The sequence below is a fragment of the Streptomyces viridosporus genome, from assembly GCF_002078235.1.
GTDB classification, from domain to species: domain Bacteria; phylum Actinomycetota; class Actinomycetes; order Streptomycetales; family Streptomycetaceae; genus Streptomyces; species Streptomyces viridosporus.
Window position 1 is genome coordinate 15,167 of record NZ_MSGP01000229.1, and the last position, 17,974, is coordinate 33,140.

General features: G+C 73.3%; 17 protein-coding genes and 1 pseudogene. 11 read left to right on the forward strand and 7 right to left on the reverse strand.

Annotated elements, in window-relative coordinates:
• Window positions 1-135 precede the first annotated feature (135 nt).
• The 6 genes from B7L92_RS17055 (at window position 136) to B7L92_RS17080 (ending at window position 5,485) form a co-directional block, all read left to right on the forward strand.
• Window positions 136-1,221 (forward strand): multicopper oxidase domain-containing protein, encoded by a 1,086-nt coding sequence (locus B7L92_RS17055; protein WP_081238453.1) that lies wholly within the window; start codon window positions 136-138, stop codon window positions 1,219-1,221.
• 153 nt (window positions 1,222-1,374) lie between these two features.
• A complete protein-coding gene (locus B7L92_RS17060) occupies window positions 1,375-2,415 on the forward strand; it encodes a LacI family DNA-binding transcriptional regulator (protein WP_081238454.1) in 1,041 nt (346 codons plus the stop codon).
• Between the two features lie 98 nt (window positions 2,416-2,513).
• Complete coding sequence (locus B7L92_RS17065; protein WP_081238455.1) at window positions 2,514-3,308, forward strand: VOC family protein; 795 nt, start codon at window positions 2,514-2,516, stop codon at window positions 3,306-3,308.
• 239 nt (window positions 3,309-3,547) lie between these two features.
• On the forward strand, window positions 3,548-3,793 hold the full coding sequence (locus B7L92_RS17070; RefSeq protein ID WP_004980363.1) for a WhiB family transcriptional regulator: 246 nt from the start codon (window positions 3,548-3,550) through the stop codon (window positions 3,791-3,793).
• A 77-nt stretch (window positions 3,794-3,870) separates the two neighbouring features.
• Window positions 3,871-4,941: a DNA polymerase III subunit beta family protein gene (locus tag B7L92_RS17075; protein WP_081238456.1), complete on the forward strand. Its 1,071-nt coding sequence runs from the start codon at window positions 3,871-3,873 to the stop codon at window positions 4,939-4,941.
• A gap of 34 nt (window positions 4,942-4,975) precedes the next feature.
• Window positions 4,976-5,485 carry a hypothetical protein gene (locus tag B7L92_RS17080; RefSeq protein WP_174703974.1) on the forward strand — a complete coding sequence of 170 codons (510 nt, stop codon included), beginning with the start codon at window positions 4,976-4,978 and terminating at the stop codon, window positions 5,483-5,485.
• Window positions 5,486-5,698: 213 nt separating this feature from the next.
• On the opposite strand, the gene B7L92_RS17085 is transcribed toward B7L92_RS17080, so the two are convergent.
• The 4 genes from B7L92_RS17085 to B7L92_RS17100 form a co-directional block, all read right to left on the reverse strand.
• On the reverse strand, window positions 5,699-6,673 hold the full coding sequence (locus B7L92_RS17085; protein ID WP_081238457.1) for an acyl-ACP desaturase: 975 nt from the start codon (window positions 6,671-6,673) through the stop codon (window positions 5,699-5,701).
• Between the two features lie 209 nt (window positions 6,674-6,882).
• Entirely contained in the window at window positions 6,883-7,659 is a 777-nt protein-coding gene (gene ddaH / locus B7L92_RS17090; RefSeq protein ID WP_081238468.1) for a dimethylargininase, read from the reverse strand.
• A gap of 216 nt (window positions 7,660-7,875) precedes the next feature.
• Window positions 7,876-10,146, reverse strand: coding sequence for an ATP-binding cassette domain-containing protein (locus tag B7L92_RS17095; protein WP_081238458.1), 2,271 nt, complete (start codon window positions 10,144-10,146; stop codon window positions 7,876-7,878).
• A 10-nt stretch (window positions 10,147-10,156) separates the two neighbouring features.
• On the reverse strand, window positions 10,157-11,836 hold the full coding sequence (locus B7L92_RS17100) for an ABC-F family ATP-binding cassette domain-containing protein (RefSeq protein ID WP_081238459.1): 1,680 nt from the start codon (window positions 11,834-11,836) through the stop codon (window positions 10,157-10,159).
• 307 nt (window positions 11,837-12,143) lie between these two features.
• On the opposite strand from B7L92_RS17100, the gene B7L92_RS17105 reads away from it, so the two are divergent.
• Together B7L92_RS17105 and B7L92_RS17110 are read left to right on the forward strand one after the other, a co-directional pair.
• Window positions 12,144-12,821 carry a GOLPH3/VPS74 family protein gene (locus B7L92_RS17105; RefSeq protein WP_081238460.1) on the forward strand — a complete coding sequence of 226 codons (678 nt, stop codon included), beginning with the start codon at window positions 12,144-12,146 and terminating at the stop codon, window positions 12,819-12,821.
• Between the two features lie 116 nt (window positions 12,822-12,937).
• Window positions 12,938-13,777, forward strand: coding sequence for an isocitrate lyase/PEP mutase family protein (locus B7L92_RS17110; protein ID WP_081238469.1), 840 nt, complete (start codon window positions 12,938-12,940; stop codon window positions 13,775-13,777).
• Between the two features lie 16 nt (window positions 13,778-13,793).
• Here B7L92_RS17110 and ssgD read toward each other — a convergent pair whose 3' ends face one another.
• Window positions 13,794-14,210, reverse strand: coding sequence for a spore wall synthesis regulator SsgD (gene ssgD / locus B7L92_RS17115; RefSeq protein WP_004980344.1), 417 nt, complete (start codon window positions 14,208-14,210; stop codon window positions 13,794-13,796).
• A 403-nt stretch (window positions 14,211-14,613) separates the two neighbouring features.
• On the opposite strand from ssgD, the gene B7L92_RS17120 reads away from it, so the two are divergent.
• Window positions 14,614-14,937, forward strand: a complete 324-nt coding sequence (locus tag B7L92_RS17120) for a plasmid stabilization protein (RefSeq protein WP_081238461.1) — start codon at window positions 14,614-14,616, stop codon at window positions 14,935-14,937.
• A gap of 118 nt (window positions 14,938-15,055) precedes the next feature.
• Window positions 15,056-15,748, forward strand: coding sequence for an endonuclease V (locus tag B7L92_RS17125; RefSeq protein ID WP_081238462.1), 693 nt, complete (start codon window positions 15,056-15,058; stop codon window positions 15,746-15,748).
• Window positions 15,749-15,782: 34 nt separating this feature from the next.
• On the opposite strand, the gene B7L92_RS17130 is transcribed toward B7L92_RS17125, so the two are convergent.
• A complete protein-coding gene (locus B7L92_RS17130) occupies window positions 15,783-15,995 on the reverse strand; it encodes a hypothetical protein (RefSeq protein WP_081238463.1) in 213 nt (70 codons plus the stop codon).
• 67 nt (window positions 15,996-16,062) lie between these two features.
• Between B7L92_RS17130 and mmpA the strand changes: the two are divergent.
• Window positions 16,063-16,320 (forward strand): annotated as a pseudogene (mmpA, locus tag B7L92_RS43680) (morphogenic membrane protein MmpA); the annotation flags it as partial.
• 48 nt (window positions 16,321-16,368) lie between these two features.
• Here mmpA and B7L92_RS17135 read toward each other — a convergent pair.
• The gene (locus B7L92_RS17135; RefSeq protein ID WP_081238464.1) at window positions 16,369-17,547 is read right to left on the reverse strand and encodes a saccharopine dehydrogenase family protein; all 1,179 of its coding nucleotides are present in this window, start codon (window positions 17,545-17,547) and stop codon (window positions 16,369-16,371) included.
• Window positions 17,548-17,974: the final 427 nt, after the last annotated feature.

The following is a 17,974-nucleotide window of genomic DNA, read 5'->3' on the forward strand; positions in this document are numbered from 1 at the left end:
AGGAAGCTAGACCTCTTTGCGTCACACGCCAATACCTATGACCGCAATGAAACGAACTTTGTCCTGAGTGTGGAGAAACCCTCGGAGGGCCGCTACGGTTTCACAGGTTCATGACAGCCACGTGGGGAGTTCGGCATGGACAGACGCGGCTTCAACCGGCGGGTGCTGCTGGGCGGTGCGGCCGTCGCGACATCGTTGTCCCTCGCGCCCGAGGCCGTGAGCGCCACCGGACCGGCGAAGACCGCGCCCGCCGGGGGCGAGGTGAAGCGCATCAAGCTCTACGCCGAGCGGCTGGGCGGCGGGCAGATGGGCTACGGCCTGGAGAAGGGCAAGGCATCGATCCCCGGCCCCCTCATCGAGCTCAACGAGGGCGACACGCTGCACATCGAGTTCGAGAACACCATGGACGTGCCCGTGAGCCTGCACGTCCACGGCCTGGACTACGAGATCTCCAGCGACGGCACCAAGCAGAACCGGAGCGACGTCGAGCCGGGCGGCACCCGCACCTACACCTGGCGCACCCACGTCCCGGGCCGGCGGGCGGACGGCACCTGGCGGGCGGGCAGTGCCGGCTACTGGCACTACCACGACCACGTGGTCGGCACGGAACACGGCACGGGCGGCATCCGCAACGGCCTCTACGGCCCGGTGATCGTGCGCCGCAAGGGCGACGTGCTGCCGGACCGGACGCACACGGTCGTCTTCAACGACATGACGATCAACAACAGGCCGGCCCACACCGGACCGGACTTCGAGGCGACCGTGGGCGATCGCGTCGAATTCGTCGTGATCACGCACGGCGAGTACTACCACACCTTCCACATGCACGGTCACCGCTGGGCCGACAACCGCACCGGCATGCTCACCGGCCCCGACGACCCGAGCCAGGTCATCGACAACAAGATCTGCGGCCCGGCGGACTCCTTCGGCTTCCAGGTGATCGCGGGGGAGGGGGTGGGAGCGGGCGCCTGGATGTACCACTGCCACGTCCAGAGCCACTCCGACATGGGCATGGTCGGCCTGTTCCTGGTCAAGAAGCCGGACGGCACGATCCCGGGCTACGACCCGCACCAGCACCACCACGGCGCGGCCTCCGGGAAGACGGAGAAGACGGAGAAGACAGAGGAGTCGGAGAAGCCGGGGAAGTCGGAGGAGCCGGGGAAGTCGGAGGAGCCGGGGAAGTCGGAGGAGCCGGGGAAGTCGGAGGAGCACGCGCACTGACGACCCGTGGACGGGCCGCGGGCGGGGCGTGCCCGACCGCGGGAGCCGGCGACGGCGAACCCGCCCGGGTGGTCCGGGATGATCCGAGAGCGCTCTCGCCTCCCGTGGGCACGGGGCTATCCTGTCCCGCAGCCGCAGGTGAGGAGCCCCGACGTGACCGAGACAGTGCCGCGTCCCACGCTGGAGGCCGTGGCCGCGCGGGCCGGGGTCTCGCGGGCCACCGTCTCCCGCGTGGTCAACGGCGCGGACGGAGTCAGGGAGCCCCTGGCCGAGCGGGTCAGGCGGGCCGTGGAGGAACTCGGGTACGTCCCCAACCAGGCCGCCCGCAGCCTGGTGACGAAACGGCACGACGCCGTCGCCGTCATCGTGGCCGAGCCGGAGACCCGTGTCTTCGCCGACCCCTTCTTCGCCCGTCAGCTGCGCGGCATCAGCAAGGAGCTGACGGCCCACGACAACCAGCTCGTGCTGCTGCTCACCGAGGACCGCGACGACCACGCGCGGGTGGGGCGCTATCTGGCCGGCGGCCACGTCGACGGCGCGCTGGTGTTCTCGCTGCACATCGACGACCCGCTGCCGGAACTGATCCAGCGCGCCGGACTGCCGACGGTGTTCGGCGGCCGGCCCGACTGGAGCGGCGGCGGGAAGGGCGTCGTCTACGTCGACAGCGACAACCGGGGCGGTGCCCGGGACGCCGTGCGGCATCTGCTCGGCCTCGGCCGCAGCCGCATCGCGCACATCACCGGCGCCCTCGACCAGACCTCCGCGGCGGACCGGCTCGACGGCTTCCGGGACGTCATGGTCGGCGCCGATCCGCGCCTGGTCGTGGAGGGCGACTTCACCCCGGCCGCGGGCGAGCGGGCGATGCGGGAGCTCCTCGGGCGCTGCCCCGGCCTGGACGCGGTGTTCGCCGCCAACGACCTCATGGCGGCGGGCGCCCTGCGGGTACTGCGTGAGCACGGGCGCCGGGTGCCGGACGACGTGGCGGTGGTCGGCTTCGACGACATGCTGCCGATCGCCGAGCAGACCGACCCGCCGCTCACCACGGTCCGCCAGGACATCGAGGAGATGGGCCGTCTGATGGCCCGCCTCCTCCTGCGCGACCTCGACCGCACCACGAGCGCACCGGAGGACGCGGGCGGCGCCCCTTCCGGTGTGGTCCTGCCGACGACCCTGGTGCGGCGCGCCTCCGCGTGAGGTCCGGACACGCCCGTCCGGGTGCTTCGGCGGCGGATCCCCTGCGGGCGGTGGAAGACTCGGCGGAGCAGGCGACGGGACCTTCCGCAGGAGGCACCATGCTCACCACCCGCTTCGTCGACGGCGCCCCGAACTGGATCGACGTCGGCACGTCCGACGTCGAGGGCACCACGTCCTTCTACGGCGGCCTCTTCGGCTGGGAGTACGAGCCGGCGGGGCCCGACGCCGGCGGCTACGGCTTCTTCCGGCTGTCCGGCAGGATCGTCGCGGGCGTGATGCGGACCCCGTCGGAGCGGGGGCCGGCCGCGTGGACCGTCTACTTCCGTACCTCCGACGCGCAGGCCACGGCGCAGGCCGCCCGGCAGGCCCGGGGCAGTGTGCCCGTGCCGCCCGTGGACGTGGGGGGACAGGGCAGGTCGGCGGTCCTCGCCGACCAGGCGGACGTCTCCTTCGGCATCTGGGAGCCCGCCCTCCGCGAGGGCGTCGAGGCCGCCGGTGAGGTCGGCTCGCTGTGCTGGGTCGAGCTGTACACCCCGGACGTCGCCCGGACCGCCGTCTTCTACCACTCGGTCCTCGGCTGGGAGACCTCGGCGGTGACCTTCCCCGGCGGTGTCTACACCTCCGTCAACCCCGCCGGGACCGGGGAGGAAGGCATGTTCGGCGGTCTGGTCCCGCTGGCCGACGACCCCACGGAGGCGGAGTCCGGACAGCCCTACTGGCTGCCCTACCTCGGGGTGGACGACCCGGACGGGGTCGTCGCCAGGGCCGTCGAGCTGGGCGGCCGGGTCCGGATGCCCGCCACCTCCCTCGCCGGGGTCGGCCGGCTGGCCCGTCTGGAGGACCCGTACGGCGCGCGCTTCGCCGTTCTCCGGGGCGACCCGCGGCAGACCTGACCCGCCGTCTGACCGGCCGACCTGATCCGTCGACCGGGACCCGTCCATCGGGATCCGTCCACCGGGACCCGGCGGGCCCCGGTGCGGCAGGCGGGCAACGGGCGGCCCCTCCGCGCGCCGCCGTGTGTTTCCCGCCCGGGTGGCGCCATCATCGTGCGGACACGGACGGACGAACGGCGCCGAGCCGCGTTGATGCGGCGTTGAGTGAATGTTTTTCGTCGCTCGGCACGCTCTCGGCCATGCACATCGAAACGTTCCCGTCGCCCGATCTCACCTGGCAGGAGGAGGCGCTGTGTGCGCAGACCGGGGGAGACTTCTTCTTCCCCGAGCCGGGCAGCTCGGTCCGTGAGGCCAAGCGGATCTGCGGTCTCTGCCCCATCCGCGCCGCCTGCCTCGACTACGCCATGGCCCACGACATGCGCTTCGGCGTCTGGGGCGGACTCTCGGAGAAGGAGCGGCTGGAGCTGCGGCGGGCGAGCCGTTAGGTGTCGCGGGCCAGGAGGTCGTCGGCACACCCGGCCGGTGTTGACCTTCGAGTGGGTCGAAGCCCGACGATGGCCGGGTGCCGAACTCCGAACTGATGCCGATCGGGGTCTTCGCCCGACGCACCGGGCTGACCCCGAGCGCCCTGCGCTTCTACGCCGACTCCGGGCTGCTTCCTCCTGCTGAGGTCGACCCGGCCTCCGGCTACCGCTACTACGGTGCTGACCAGGTGGCACGGGCCACCGCGCTGCGTCGGCTCCGTGAGATCGCCATGCCCCTCACCGCTGCCCGAGCCGTCCTCGACGCCGGGCCCGACGAAGCGTCCCGGCTGATCGACGAGCACGTCGCGAAGGTGCTCGGGGACGCGGCAGCGGTGCAGCGGAAAGCCGCTTCGATCAAGTCGTCGCTTGCCGACGTGCCGAGTCTGCCGGTTGCCGCGCTGAAGGGGCCCGTGCTGGCTGACGCGATCGAGCAGGTCCTGGCCGCGGCCGTGCGCGAACCCGGTATGCCGGTACTCGGGGCCCTGCGTGTCGAGGCGACGCAGGAGGCGGTCACCTTGACCGCCACCGACCGTTACCGTCTCTCGACCCGGACCCTGGTTCCCGCCGAAGCCGGGGCCACGGCCTGGGCTGCCACGGTCAGTGGTGACGAGTTGCGGGCAGCGGTCGCCGACATCCGCCGCAGCGCGCTGGTGCGGGTCGAGGCGACGCCGCACGGGTGCCGGCTGCGCATGGCGGACCGAGAAGACCGGTACTGCCGGCTGCTGTCGGAGGAGTTTCCCGATCACAGGTCGATGCTCGGCTCGCTGCCCGAGGTCACGACCCGGGTGACGGTCGCGAAGGGTCTCCTCCGGCGAGCTCTGGAGGAGACCCCGGGAGAGCGGGTCACGCTGCGTGCGACCCGCCGGGGCCTGAACGTCCTGACGACCGATGACGAGCACCCCGGTGTCCCGCTCACGGCCACCGTGACGGGGCGGGATCTCCGGATCTCCTTCGAGCTGACCACGCTCTACCCGGCCGTCAGCACCGCCATCGGCCCCGACGTGATGCTCGACCTGAGGGGCCCGGAGCAGCCTGCCACGATCCGCTCCGCCGACCGCGGCGATCTCACCACCCTGGCCATGCCCGTCCGATCCGACCACTCCGCCTGAGCGAGAACGACCGAGAACGACGAGGAGCACTCCTGTGACCACCACTCCCACCAGCCCCGACCCGACCATGGAAGCCATCGGCCAAGCCGTCGTCGAAGGACGATCCGGCGGCATCGCTCCGGCCCGCCGGAAGCTGCTGGCCCTGTGGTCGACGATCGGTGTCACCGGCGACCCGCTGCACCGCTGCACTCTCGCGCACTACCTGGCAGACCTCTACGAGGACCCCGCCCGGGCCCTGGCCTGGAACATCCGTGCCCTGGACGCCGCCGACGCCGTGACCGAGCAGCGCGTTCGGGAGCATCACGCCGGTCTCCACATCGCCGGCTTCTACCCGTCCCTGCACCTCAACCTCGCCGACGACTACCGCCGACTCGGTTCCTTCGATGCCGCCACCGAGCACATGAACAAGGCCAGGGAGCACGCCCCCGACCTCCCCCAGGACGCCTACGGCGCCTTTCTGCGTACCGCCCTCGACGAGGTGGCGGAGGCCATCTCCCGGCGGGACACCGCCCAGCGGGCCTCCGCCCCGGGGCCCGCCGCGTGACGCACGGGAACGCACCCCTCACCAGCGAGGGGTGGCGTCGCCCGACCGAGTGCTGCCGCCGCGCACGGCCGAACACCCCCCGGGGCGGGGCGGGCCGGTCTTGACTGCGGCCGGGCGGCTGCCGGGGAGGCCGGGAGCGCGGGCCCCGGACCGGACCGGCCACTGAGGGCCGGCGGCCGGTGCCCGGCGACGTCGGCGGGCTGTCGGCCGGTCTCAGTGGGCCGCGCGCGCCGCCATCCGGGCCTTGCGGGCCGCCAGCTTCTCGTCGAACTTCTGCGCCTCCGCGTCCAGGCCGCCCAGGAACACGCCGAGCTCCTCCTGGGCCTTGCGGCCCTCGGGGCCGAGGCCGTCGATGTCCATGACCCTCAGGAAGCGGAGCACCGGCTGGAGCACGTCGTCGTGGTGGATGCGCAGGTTGTAGACCTCGCCGATGGCCATCTGCGCGGCGGCCCGCTCGAAGCCGGGGATGCTGTGGCCGGGCATCCGGAAGTTCACGACGACGTCGCGCACCGCCTGCATCGTCAGGTCGGGGGCGATCTCAAAGGCCGCCTTCAGGAGGTTGCGGTAGAAGACCATGTGCAGGTTCTCGTCGGTCGCGATGCGGGCCAGCATGCGGTCGCAGACCGGGTCGCCGGACTGGTGGCCGGTGTTGCGGTGCGAGATGCGGGTGGCCAGCTCCTGGAAGGCGACGTAGGCCACCGAGTGCAGCATCGAGTGCCGGTTGTCCGACTCGAAGCCCTCGCTCATGTGCGCCATGCGGAACTGCTCCAGCTTGTCCGGGTCCACCGCCCGCGAGGCGAGCAGGTAGTCCCGCATCACGATGCCGTGCCGGCCCTCCTCGGCCGTCCAGCGGTGCACCCAGGTGCCCCAGGCGCCGTCCCGGCCGAACAGGGTGGCGATCTCGTGGTGGTAGCTCGGGAGGTTGTCCTCGGTCAGCAGGTTCACCACGAGGGCGATCCGGCCGACCTCGGTGACCTTGGACTGCTCCTTGTCCCAGGCCTCGCCGTCCTCGAAGAGACCGGGGAAGTTGCGGCCGTCGCTCCACGGAACGTACTCGTGCGGCATCCAGTCCTTGGCGACCTTCAGATGCCGGTTGAGTTCCTTCTCGACCACTTCCTCCAGCGCGTACAACAGCCGGGCGTCGGTCCAGACGGACGGGCTGCCGAGATGAGGGGAAGTGAGCGTCACGGGAACTCCAGGGGACGGTGCCGAGTACGACGGGGCCGGCGAGCGGTGCCGGAACCTACGGAATCGTAGGCTACGAATCCGTAGGTTACGAAGCCGTAGGTTAAGAACGCCGTAAAGACCGCTGATCAGGTGTGTCGCCACGAGGGTCTTCCCGGACGGGCGGGCCCGGAGCCGTAGGTCCATGAGCCGTACGGGGGAAGGGGCGCCGGTCAGGCGTGCAGCTCCCGCAGACGCACCGAGAGACAGGTCACGCAGCCCTCGAGCTTCTCGAACTCGCCGATGTCCACCAGGACGGGCTCGTGGCCGAGGTCCGAGAACAGCTCCGCGGTCTTCGGCGCGCTCGAGGCCATCAGCAGCTTGTCCCCGCCGAGCAGCACCACGTGCGCCCCGGACTCCTCCGGCACCGGCAGGAAGCGGGGGAACAGCGACGGCGCGTCCACGCTCGGGAGGTGGCCGACGACCGTTCCGTCCGGCAGCGCGGTGACCGCCGACTTCAGGTGCAGCACCTTGGCGACCGGCACGGCGACCACCCGCGCGCCCAGCGGCTCGAACACGGCCCGCACCTGCTGGACCCCGGCCGCGTTGGTGCGCCCGCCGCGGCCCACGTACACGGTGTCGCCGATCTTGAGCACGTCGCCGCCGTCCAGCGTGCCCGGCTCCCGGACCCGGTTCACCGAGCAGCCCAGGGACGCCACGGCCTCCTCGACGCTGGCGGTCTCGCCGCGCCGGGACTCGGCGCCGGGCCGGGCGATCAGCGCCACGTTCCGGTACATCACCACCGTGTCCTCGACGAACACGGAGTCCGGGCAGTTGTCGGCCGGGGCCACCTCGACCGTCTCCCAGCCGTGGGTGCGCAGCGCCTCCCCGTACGCTTCCCACTGCTCCATCGCCCGGCCGACGTCCACCTTCTCCCGTTCGATGTGCGTCACCAGCCCCTCGGCCAGACGGGGGCCGGGACGGCGGATCAGGGCCTTCTTGCTGGGCACGGGCATGACTCCGTATCGGACGGGGCGTGTCGGTACGGCGCCGGGGCCCCCGCGGGCGGCGGGGACCTCCTCGGCCGTCGGCGGACCATCATGCAGGGAGAACCGGGACAGGACCACCCCTGGCGGCCGGGAGACGCACCCGCGGGCGACGGCCCCGGCGGGCCCGTACCCGCCCGTCCGTGCCCGCCCGTCCGCGCCCGCGGCGGGCCCTTCGCGTCACCGCCCCCGCACCGCCCGCCGCAGATGCTCCCCGGTGAAGGACCCCCGGGCCGCCAGCAGTTGCTCCGGCGTCCCCTCGAAGACCACCCGGCCGCCGTCCCGTCCGCCGTCCGGGCCGAGGTCGATCACCCAGTCGGCGCGGGCGATCACGTCCAGGTGGTGCTCGACCACGACGACGGTGTTGCCCGCGTCCACGAGCCGGTCCAGAAGGGTGACGAGGCCGTCCACGTCGGCCAGGTGCAGCCCGGTGGTCGGCTCGTCCAGGACGTACACCACCCCCTTGCGGTGCAGCCGGGTGGCGAGCTTGATGCGCTGCCGTTCGCCGCCGGACAGCGTGGACAGCGGCTGCCCGAGGGTGAGGTAGGTCAGGCCGACGTCCCGCAGGGCGCGCAGCCGGCGCCGCACGCCCGGGTCGTCGAAGAAGTCCAGCGCCTCGTCGGCCGTCATGCCCAGGGCGTCGGCGATGGAGCGGCCGCCGACCGTCAGCCGCAGCACCTCCTCCTTGAAGCGCCGGCCCTCGCAGTCGTGGCAGGTCGTGGTCACCGGGTCCATGAAGGCGAGGTCGGTGTGGATGATCCCGCGGCCCTCGCAGGTCGCGCAGGCACCGGCGGAGTTGAAGCTGAACAGTCCCGGTTCCCGCCCCGTCTCCCGCGCGAAGACCTTCCGCACCGTGTCCATGATCCCGAGGTACGTCGCCGGGGTGGACCGCGCGGAGATCCCGATGGACGACTGGTCGACGACCACCGCGTCGGCGTGGGCGGCGGTGAACTCCGCGACCAGCGTGCTCTTGCCGGACCCGGCGACCCCGGTCACCGCGGTCAGCACCCCGGCCGGGAACCGCACGGTGACCTCGCGCAGGTTGTGCCGGTCGGCGCCCTTCACCCACAGCTCGCCGGCCGCCTCCCGTACGACGTCCTTGACCGCCGTGCGCCGGCCCAGGCACCGCCCGGTCAGGGTGTCCGAGGCGGCCAGCTCGCCCGGCGTCCCCTCGAACACCACGCGACCGCCCCCGGCGCCCGCGCCGGGGCCCATGTCGACGACGTGGTCGGCCAGCGCGATGACGTCGGGGTCGTGCTCGACGACCAGCACGGTGTTCCCCTTGTCCCGCAGCCGCAGCAGCAGTTCGCCGAGGTGGTGCACGTCGCGCGGGTGCAGTCCGACGCTGGGTTCGTCGAAGATGTACGTCATCCCGGTCAGGCTGGACCCCAGGTGCCGCACCGTCTTCAGCCGCTGGCCCTCGCCGCCGGAGAGGGTGGACGTCTCCCGGTCGAGGCTGAGGTAGCCGAGGCCGATCGTCTCGATCCGCTCCAGCGCGGCGACGGCGGCCCCGGCGATCGGCCGGGCGAGGGGGTCGTCGAGCTCCCGCAGCACGGCGATGAGGTCGGTGACCTGCATCCGGGTGCAGTCGGCGATGGACAGCCCGCCCACGCGCGTCGCCAGCGCCGCCTCGTTCAGCCGGGCGCCCCGGCAGTCCGGGCAGGTGCCCTCGGCCAGGAACTCCCGCACCAGGTCGCGGGTCTTCTGGCTCATCGCCGCCAGGTCCCGCTTCAGGTAGAGCCGTTCGAACCGGTCGGCGAGCCCTTCGTACTCGGTGGTCCAGGTGCCGCCCGTGCCGTTCACGGTGACCTTGCTGCCGGGACGTCCGCGCATCAGGAAATCCCGCTCGGCCGCGGTGAACTCGCGCACCGGCCGGTGCGGATCGAGCCCGTCGCTGTTGGTGTACGCCTGCCCCTGCCACGTCCCCGGGGCGAACGGCGGGAAGCGGACCGCCCCCTCGGCGAGGGAGCGGTCCACGTCGAGGATGCGGTCCCAGTCCGGCCGTACGGTCCGGCCCAGGCCGTCGCACCCGGGGCACATGCCCGACGGGTCGTTGAACGAGTACGCCGTCGCCGGCCCGGCGCTCGGCGTGCCGTGCCGGGAGAACAGCACCCGGATCACCGCGTACACGTCCGTCATCGTGCCGACCGTCGACCGGGAGTGGCCGCCGACGGGCCGCTGGTCGACGACGATCGCGGGGGTGAGGTCCTCCAGGGCGTCCGCGTGCGGCCGCTCGTACTTGGGCAACCGGTTGCGGACGAACCAGGTGTACGTCTCGTTCAGCTGCCGCTGCGACTCGACCGCGATCGTGTCGAAGACGACCGACGACTTCCCCGATCCCGAAACGCCGGTGAACACGGTCAACCGGCCCTTCGGGATGCGGAGCGTGACGTCCTTGAGGTTGTTCTCCCTGGCCCCGGTGAGGGTGATGAACGCGCTGGACTGGCTCATACCGCCGACGTTAGGCGGGATACCCGACAGCTTCTGTCGTGATTTCCTTCAGCTCTCCCTCCTCCATCAGCAGCCACCGCGTGATCCCGATCGACTCCAGGAACGGCAGGTCGTGACTGGCGACGATCAGTGCCCCCTCGTACGACTCCAGGGCCGTGGTGAGCTGCCGGGCGCTCGCCATGTCGAGGTTGTTGGTCGGCTCGTCCAGCATCAGCAGCTGCGGCGCGGGCTCCGCCAGCAGCAGTGCGGCCAGTGCGGCACGGAAGCGCTCGCCGCCGGACAGGGTCGCCGCCTTCCGGTCGGCGCGGGCGCCCCGGAACAGGAAGCGGGCGAGCCGCGCCCGGATCCGGTTGTCGGTGGCGTCCGGAGCGAACCGGGCCACGTTCTCGGCGACCGTCAGCCCGTCGTCGAGGACGTCGAGCCGCTGCGGCAGGAACCGCAGCGGGACGTGCGCCGTCGCCTCGCCCGACACCGGCTCGAGCTCCCCGGCGATCGTGCGCAGCAGCGTGGTCTTGCCGGCACCGTTGCGCCCGACCAGCGCGACCCGCTCCGGTCCCCGCAGGTCGAAGCCGCCGTTCACCCGGGCGCCGTACGCCAACTCCAGGTCCAGGAGCGTGAGGACGGTACGTCCGGGCGGCACGGCCGTGTACGGCAGGTCGACGCGGATCTCGTCGTCGTCCCGCACGGCCTCCACCGCCTCGTCGAGCCGTTCCCGGGCCCCGGCGAGCCTCTCCTCGTGCAGGATGCGGTGCTTGCCCGCGGACTCCTGCGCCGCACGCTTGCGCGCCCCCATGACGATCTTCGGCTCGCGCTTCTGGTCCCACATCCTCTGCCCGTACCGCTTGCGGCGGGCCAGTTTGACCTGGGCGTCGGCCAGCTCGCGCTTCTGCTTGCGGAAGTCCGCCTCGGCGGCCCGCACCATGCGCTCGGCCGCCTCCTGCTCGACGGCCAGCGCCTCCTCGTAGGCCGAGAAGTTGCCGCCGTACCAGACGACCTCGCCCACCCGTCCTCCACCACCACCCTCGACCGAGGTGCTGCGCGCCGCCGGGCTCACCCGGCGCAGATCCGCGATCTGGTCGACCAGTTCCAGCAGTTCACGGTCGTGGCTGACCACGACCATCACGCCCGGCCAGTCCGCGACGGCCGTGTACAGCCGCCTGCGGGCGTACAGGTCGAGGTTGTTGGTGGGTTCGTCGAGCAGCAGCACGTCCGGCCGGCGCAGCAGCAGCGCGGCCAGCCGCAGCAGCACCGACTCGCCGCCCGACACCTCGCCGACCGTGCGGTCCAATCCGATGTGCCCGAGGCCGAGTTCACCGAGCGTGGCCAGGGCGCGCTCCTCCACGTCCCAGTCGTCGCCGACGGTCTCGAAGTGCTCCTCGGCCACGTCGCCCGCCTCGATGGCGTGCAGCGCGGCCCGCCGTGCGGCGATACCGAGCGCCTCGTCGACCCGGAGCGCGGTGTCCAGCGTCACGTTCTGCGGCAGGTACCCCACCTCGCCGGCCACCCGGACGGCGCCGCCGGTCGGCGTGAGCTCACCGGCGATCAGCTTCAGCAGGGTCGACTTCCCCGCGCCGTTGACACCGATCAGCCCGGTACGGCCGGGACCGAAGGAGACGTCGAGGCCCTCGATGACGGGGGTGCCGTCGGGCCAGGTGAAGGAGAGGGACGTACAGGTGATGGATGGTGACATACGGGCCTCCGCGGTTGCTCGGGGCGGTCAGGGGCAAACGCGTATGGAGACACCGCGAGAAGACGACCGGCAGCCGGGAGGAAGCTCTGGGCACGAGAAAAGCCCTGCTCCGCACAGAAGGACGGCTCGAACGCCGAGGTCGCACGCGACGTGCACACCCCACGGGTGTGACGCGGTGTCTCAGAACCTCAGACGAGCAACGTCCTTCTCCCATCGACGGCAACAGAACCGTCGAAAACCGTACGAGGGGCCGGATCGGCTGTCAACGGTTTTACCGATCGCGACCTCACCGACCCGAGGAGGTTCCGTGCCCAACGGCCCGCTCTCGCTGCCGGCCCGGCTCCACCTGCTGGCCTGGAACACCACGCGACGGGAGGTCACCGATCCGGCCCGGCTGCCCCCTCTGGTGCGGGCCGGTGCCCTCGCCGACCTGGCCCGGCGCGGTCTGCTGATCGACGACGACGGCATCGCCACCCCCCTCGACCTGGACTCCCGCACCGGGGACGCGGTCCTCGACGGACTGCTGGAACTCGTCAGCGAGTCCTGCCCGCACCGCTGGCGCACCTGGGTGACGCTGCACGCCCGGTACACCCTGGACGCGGTCCGCGAGCAGCTGGTCGCCGAGGGGTTCCTGCACGCGGAGAAGCGACGGGTGCTCGGGGTGTTCCCGTCCGTGGAGTACGTCCTGGACGGCGTCGCCCGCGTGGACGCCCTGCAGGACGAGGCACGGCTGGTCCTCGACGGTCCCGTACCGGCCGGGGACGTCCCCGAGGCGGACGCGGCCGTCGTCGCCCTGGCGGCCTCCGCCGGACTGCGCGCCCTGCTGCCGGACCGGGACCGGGACCGTGCCCGCCACGAGCGGCGCATCGAGGAGCTGACCGAACGGGGCGGGGCCGCGACGCCCGTCCTCGGCGGGATCGTGCGCGAACTGCGCACGGCGGTGACCGCGGCGGTGCCCGCGCCCTCGCTCACGACGGGCGGATGAGCTCCGCCCGGTGACCGCTCCGCCGCCGCGGGGACGGGTCCGGCCTCGGGCCGGCCGGACGTGCGGGTCGGATTTCCGCCGGACACGGACCCCGCTCCGCTGTGCGGGTGATCCGCATGACGCGTTCCACCGCCACCCTCCGTGACCGCGCCCTCGCCTTCCGGGCCCTGCACGTCCCGGGCCGTCCGCTCGTCCTGCCCAACGCCTGGGACCTCGCCGGTGCCCGGCTGGTGGCGGAGGCGGGCGCCGCCGCCGTGGCGACCACCGGCGCCGGTCCCGCCCGGGCCCTCGGCGCGGCGGACGGGGACGGAGTGGACCGCGAGCGGGCGCTGGGGGCCGTCGCGGAGATCGCCGGAGCCGTCGGCGTGCCCGTCACCGCGGACATCGAGGGCGGCCATGCCGACGATCCGGCCGGTGTCGGTGACACCGTGCGCGCGGTCGTCGCCGCCGGCGCGGTCGGGGTGAACCTCGAGGACGCCCTGTACGGCGCGGCGGAAGACCCGTTGTGTCCCGTCACCGAGCAGGCCGAGCGGATCGCCGCCGCCCGGGAGGCCGCCGACGCGGCCGGTGCGCCGCTGTTCGTCAACGCCCGCGTCGACACCTTCCTGCGCGGCGCCGGGGGCGTGGACCGCACCCTGGAACGCGCCGCCGCCCACCGGGCCGCGGGCGCCGGCGGGATCTTCGTCCCCGGGGCCGTCGACCCGGGGACCGTCGGGGAACTCGCCGCCGGGGTCGACGGGCCGCTGAACGTGATGGCCGGGCCCGGCGCACCGCCGGTCGCCGACCTCGCCGCCCTGGGCGTCGCCCGTGTGAGCGCGGGGTCCGGCATCGCCCAGGCCGCCCACGCCCTGGTCCGTCGCGCGGCGCGGGAGCTGCTCGGTACGGGGACGTACGGCACGCCGGTCGGCGGACTCGACTACGCGGAGCTCAACACGCTGCTCGGCGGCGCGCGTTGACCCGCGGGGACCCGGTTCAGCAGGAGTCGCGCATCAGCTCCGCGAGACCGTGGTCCAGGTCGAGCTGGAGGTGCTCCAGGCCGGTCGGCACCAGCTCGCTCGTGGCCTGGAGGAAGCGGCGCACCTCACCCGAGCGGACGTGCACGACGGCGGTGCCCTCGGGGGCGTGGAACTCCAGCACGGTGCGGTCGTAGCCGTACGGACGCACCCGTACGTCGCCGTGGCCCTCGGGGCCCTGCAGTCCCGCGGTGAGCAGCTCGCGGGAGAAGGTCCAGCAGACCTCCACGCCCTCCAGGGTGGCGGGTGCGGGGAAGGTCATGCGGACGGCGAACGGGTCCCTCCGGTCGTAGTGCAGGGTGGCGGGAATGCTCGGCATCCGCGGCGCGGCGGCGACGAGACGGGCCTCGACGGGCTGCTCGATGACGGTGGACAACGCCTTGCTCCCTCGTGACGTCTGGACGGGCTTCCGGGGCGGATCGGGTCGGCTATCGAAAGAGACGACGGAATCAGCCAATCCGTGCACACGGAGACCGAGTGACCTCTGTCACCGCCTTCATGCACCCGGGCGACGAGGCTCTTCTCACGTACTCCGCGCGGCATGTGCGCTGTTCGCCGGATTTTCCCGCCGTCTCGTCGGTGCCGTCCGGACGGCACCGACGAGACGGAAAGGGCGGACGGGGCGGAGAAGGCGGACACGCCGCCGGGGGCGCGCCGCGGCCGTGTGCGGGGCGGTGGAGGAGGGGAGGGGCCCGCCCGGAGCACCGACGCGTGCGACGGGTCCTATTCGCCGCAGGTGTGGGTACCCGTTCGCTGAACGCGAGAGGAAGTGAGCGGACATGCCACGCGGTTCCAGCCCCAAGCGGGAGCGTCAGTACGAGCACATCAAGGAGAGCGCGCAGGACCGGGGCGAGAGCACGGGACGCGCCAAGGAGATCGCCGCGCGGACGGTGAACAAGGAGCGCGCCCGCTCCGGTGAGTCCAAGAGCGCGAGCCGCACCTCGACCCAGGACATGTCGTCCGGCAAGCGGGGCGGCCAGCGGTCCGGCAAGGGCTCCCAGGGGCCGACCTACGACCAGCTGTACGAGGAGGCCAAGCGCCGGGGCGTCGAGGGTCGTTCGAACATGAACAAGAGCCAGCTCCAGCGGGCGCTCGGCAAGTGAGCCGCCCCGCGCGGCCCCGTCGGCGGTGACGTCCACCGTCCCGTCGGCGGGGCCGCCGTGCGCGGGGCCGGGGACGCCCGCCGCGCGGAACGCGCACGCCCCGTAGGCTCGGGGCACCATGACGACCGTACGCACACCGGCCGACTGGCCCGGGACCGAGGAGCAGGCCCGCGCCGTCCAGGACGCACTCCGTGCGCGGGTGGTGCTCGACGAGCCGGGCCCACCGCCCGGGACGGGCCGGGTCACCGGGGTCGACGTGGCGTACGACGACGAGCGGGACGTCGTCGCGGCGGCGGCGGTCGTCCTGGACGCGGCGAGCCTCGACGTCGTCGCCGAGGCCACGGCCGTCGGCCGGATCTCCTTCCCGTACGTGCCCGGGCTGCTCGCCTTCCGCGAGCTCCCCACCGTCCTCGCCGCCCTCGACGCCCTGCCCTGCCCGCCCGGCCTGGTGGTCTGCGACGGTTACGGCCGCGCGCATCCCCGCCGCTTCGGCCTCGCCAGTCACCTCGGCGTCCTCACCGGCCTGCCGACGATCGGCGTCGCCAAGAACCCCTTCACCTTCGCCCACGACACCCCGGACACCCCGCGCGGCAGCACGGCACCGCTGCTCGACGGCCGCGAGGAGGTCGGCCGCGCCCTGCGCACGAGGGACGCGGTCAAGCCGGTCTTCGTCTCGGTCGGCCATCGGACGAGCCTCGACAACGCCTGCGCCCACACCCTCGCGCTGACCCCCGCCCACCGCCTCCCGGAGACCACCCGCAGGGCGGACGCCCTGTGCCGCAGGGCGCTCCGCGAGGCGGCCGGGGCCTGAACCCCGGCCGACCCCGGCCCGGGCGCCGCGGAACCTAGGAGACCTCCTTCTCCGCCCCGGCCGCCGTCTCGACCTTCCAGTGCCCCACCTCGCGGTACTCCGAGTCGTAGATCACCGACCCGTCGCCGGGTTCCAGCGGAAAGTGGCGCACGTTCCCGCCCCAGTACCGCAGGATCCGCCCCAGCTCCCCGGTGGGGTCCTTCGCCAACGCTTCGCCGTCCATGGTGACTTCGAGAAGAAATCGCATGCCTTCAAGGGTTTCATTGAACTCCTTGTTGGCACTTCGGGGAACGGTTCCGCCGGCCGGCGTCGGGATGCCGGGCCGGGGCGGCCCGCAAGTCTCAAGTCGGGGAACACCGAGCCGCGCGCACCGGGCCGGGGGCGCTCAGGCGCGAACCGAGTACGTGCACGGAGGCCCGGCCACCACCCCCGCCGGCGGGCTCGGGCGCACGGCACCGCGCCGCGCGCCCGAGCCCGCCGCGCCTTCCGCCCGGCCCGTCGAGCGGGCCGTGACGACCGGGCTGGTCCTCGCCGTGCCGGCCGGGCCCGGCCGGATCACCGGAATGATCCGCACCGTTCTCGAACGCCTGCCGCAGGGCGGTTCCGGTCCGGTCGGCCCGTCAGCGGGTCGCGGCGACGCGGAAGCGGATCCCCGCGCTCTGCAGCCGTTCGATCAGCGCGTCGCCCATCGCCACCGCCGTCGTGACCTGTCCGGACGTCTGCGGGAGGTCGTCGAGGGCCAGGCTGAGCGCCCCCTCGGCGAGCATCTTCGCCGTCTCGTCGTAGCCGGGGTCACCGCCCGAGACCTCCGTGTACACCCGCCGTCCGCCGCCCTCGCCCACGAAGCGGACGGTGAACCAGCTCCGGGCGCGCTTCTGGGGGCTCGGCCCCTCACCGGGCTTGAGCCGGTCGGAGAGCAGGCGCCGCGCGGCGGGCAACTGGGCCGCCGCCACCAGCGCGCCCACGGCCGCGGCCCCGCCGACCGCCACGGGAAGACGGCGGACGGCCGCGTAGTGCCGGTAACGGAAGTCGGGCCCGTACCGGTCGAGCGTCCTCGCCGACCGGCGCACGATCTGCGCGTCGACGGTCGGCAGCGGCAGGGCCCAGGCGCCCACCTCCGGGGCGTAGCGCGGCGCGCCCGACGGTACCGAGACCCGGCGGCCCACCAGCCGCGGCTCATGGCGCCGGCGGTCCCGGGCCGCCGCGCGGAGCTGCCGGGGCCGGGCGAACTGGCCCAGCGCCGAGGCGAACGTGCCGCCCGAGAAGGCCGCGTCGGCGGTCACGAAGCCGTCCACGGTCAGCGGCACGCCCTCGGGCAGCTGCCGCACGGTGAAGTAGGCGCCCAGGTCGTGCGGCACCGAGTCGAAGCCGCAGGCGTGCACCAGCCGTGCGCCGGTCTCCCGCGCGCGTGCGTCGTGGCGGACGTACACCAGGTCCACGAACTCCGGCTCACCCGAGAGGTCGACGTGGTCCGTGCCGGTGTCCGCGCAGGCGGCGACGAGTTCCTCGCCGTACTCCACGTAGGGGCCCACCGTGGTGGCCACCACGCTTGCGTGTTCGGCGAGTTCGCGCAGCGAGGCCGGGTCGGACGCGTCCGCCCTCAGCCGGCCGATCCCGGCGCCCCCGGGCAGCCGCTCGCACAGCCGCTCCAGCTTCTGCGCGCTGCGGCCCGCGACCGCCCAGCGCAGCCCGGCGGGCGCGTGGGCGGCGAGGTACTCCGCGGTGAGCGCCCCGACGAAGCCGGTGGCTCCGAAGAGCACGATGTCGTACGGACGGTCCGTCCTGTTCAGCCTGCTCATGACACCCCTTGGTCGTGCAGCCGCGCCGCTGTCGGTCGCCGAGGTTAGCGCGCGGCGGGCGGAGCACGACGGCGGCCCCGAAGGAATCCGGACGGGCCTGTTCAGGACGGCTCCGACACCGTGACGGCGCCGGCCGCGGCGGGAGCACCGCATCGGAGCCGCGGCACGGATCTTCGCGGCCGGCCGGGAGCCCGACGACACCGGCTTCCCTCCGCCCGGAGACCGGGTCCGCCCGCCGGGGCCGACGGACCCGGCGGACCCGGCGGTGCACCCGCACGAGCATCCGGCCGAGCCGCTCGCTCCCGCGCGGCCTGCCCCCGGCACCGGGCGGCAGGGCGGCACGCGCCCCGTGTTTCCCGCCGTCGCAGGGGTACGCGCCCGGCATGCGGACGAAGCGCAGGACCTCACGGCACACGTCCGGCGGCCG

What these genes read in the sequence shown, in the direction of transcription:
- B7L92_RS17055 (WP_081238453.1), top strand. Translation starts at nt 136, where the DNA reads ATGGACAGACGCGGCTTCAACCGGCGGGTGCTGCTGGGCGGTGCGGCC.
- B7L92_RS17110 (WP_081238469.1), top strand. Translation starts at nt 12,938, where the DNA reads ATGACGCGTTCCACCGCCACCCTCCGTGACCGCGCCCTCGCCTTCCGG.
- B7L92_RS17070 (WP_004980363.1), top strand. Translation starts at nt 3,548, where the DNA reads ATGCACATCGAAACGTTCCCGTCGCCCGATCTCACCTGGCAGGAGGAG.
- B7L92_RS17100 (WP_081238459.1), bottom strand. Translation starts at nt 11,836, where the DNA reads ATGTCACCATCCATCACCTGTACGTCCCTCTCCTTCACCTGGCCCGAC.
- B7L92_RS17095 (WP_081238458.1), bottom strand. Translation starts at nt 10,146, where the DNA reads ATGAGCCAGTCCAGCGCGTTCATCACCCTCACCGGGGCCAGGGAGAAC.
- B7L92_RS17135 (WP_081238464.1), bottom strand. Translation starts at nt 17,547, where the DNA reads ATGAGCAGGCTGAACAGGACGGACCGTCCGTACGACATCGTGCTCTTC.
- B7L92_RS17065 (WP_081238455.1), top strand. Translation starts at nt 2,514, where the DNA reads ATGCTCACCACCCGCTTCGTCGACGGCGCCCCGAACTGGATCGACGTC.
- B7L92_RS17130 (WP_081238463.1), bottom strand. Translation starts at nt 15,995, where the DNA reads ATGCGATTTCTTCTCGAAGTCACCATGGACGGCGAAGCGTTGGCGAAG.
- B7L92_RS17120 (WP_081238461.1), top strand. Translation starts at nt 14,614, where the DNA reads ATGCCACGCGGTTCCAGCCCCAAGCGGGAGCGTCAGTACGAGCACATC.
- B7L92_RS17125 (WP_081238462.1), top strand. Translation starts at nt 15,056, where the DNA reads ATGACGACCGTACGCACACCGGCCGACTGGCCCGGGACCGAGGAGCAG.